Consider the following 1,235-nt stretch of genomic DNA (forward strand, 5'->3'; position numbering starts at 1 on the left):
TCGCATAACAAATGCATCAACACGATTTGCTACACTCGGCGTTGTCAGTTTGCCTTTAGTTTCAGTGATTAAGGCAGTAAAATTTAGCTAGGTCTGCATAGTAGCAAACGTGTTATGCAGGCGTTATGTTGAAGGAATAAATTGTGGAAAACTACACTTTAGTAATAGATGAATCAGGAGCAAAAGGTTATGCATCAACCACTGAACGAAATTTAGGTGAAATTGGTGTCATGGCTGGTTTTGTATACAGTGAGAGTGATATCCAATTCATAAAAATGGTTTTTGAAAGTTATACATCTGGTTTTGTAAACCCAATTGATGGCAAATTTCATATTACAGATTTTCCAATTGAAAAGCAGAGTGAGTTTAGGAATTTAGTATTTTCAATTGCTAAAGAATTAAAACTACAATGGTTTTTTTCTGCAGTTTATGCGCAAGGTTTTCATGAATCTGAGTTTGGTTATGGACGAGGTTATAAAAATAAGAATAATTTACTTCATACTACTTTATTTAAAAATATGTTGATAAAATCTTTATCGATGACATATTCGATAGGCATTAAAAATATTAATTTAAATGTTATTACAGATACAATTGATAGTGGAGTTATGAAAAAATTTGAAGCGACAGCAAATGAAGTTAAACACTTATTTTTAGGAGAAGAAAAGTCGATAGTTGTTAAACAATGGAACCCGGACAGCAAGATAGTAAAAAAGACAATTATTCATAGTTCTATCTCTTCAGAAGATATGCCGAAGTATAATAAATTGAACGTTGAAATTAACTGTGAAGAGTCAGTTCTAACTATTATTGCTGATGTTTTGGTTAATTCTGTACGTTATTACTTAAGAAAAAACCGTTCTGAAAATCTAGAAAACGATCTAAACTCTGAGCTTGCAATTAAGGGGCATCCTTTGTTAGAACTTGTACTTGCACCTAAAGATAGTGAAGAATTTTTGCCATTTCAAGATATTCTATATCGCAGAGAAGCAACATAACAAATGCATCAACACGATTCGCTACATTCGGCATTCTAGGTTTCTTTGGTTTTACCGTATTAAGTGGTAAATTTGAGCTTAATCTGCATGGTAGCAAACGTGTTATGCAGGCGTTACACGAACTAAAGATAGCAGTTTTTTAGCTCAGTTCAGCGATTGAGCCGTTAGTTTTTTAGGCGTGAAAGTAGGGTGGTTTTCCTTTTTCTTTGTTTCCTTTTAGCTCTCGTTTCATCTTGT

1 protein-coding gene is annotated in these 1,235 nt (G+C 33.1%); it reads left to right on the plus strand.

Going from position 1 to position 1,235, the window contains the following annotated elements; all coding sequences use genetic code 11:
• Nucleotides 1–143: 143 nt before the first annotated feature.
• Complete coding sequence (locus HC728_RS19600; protein WP_190395977.1) at nucleotides 144–998, plus strand: hypothetical protein; 855 nt, start codon at nucleotides 144–146, stop codon at nucleotides 996–998.
• Nucleotides 999–1,235: the final 237 nt, after the last annotated feature.

The organism is Aliivibrio sp. S10_S31, from assembly GCF_014694495.1.
Lineage (GTDB): Bacteria > Pseudomonadota > Gammaproteobacteria > Enterobacterales > Vibrionaceae > Aliivibrio > Aliivibrio fischeri.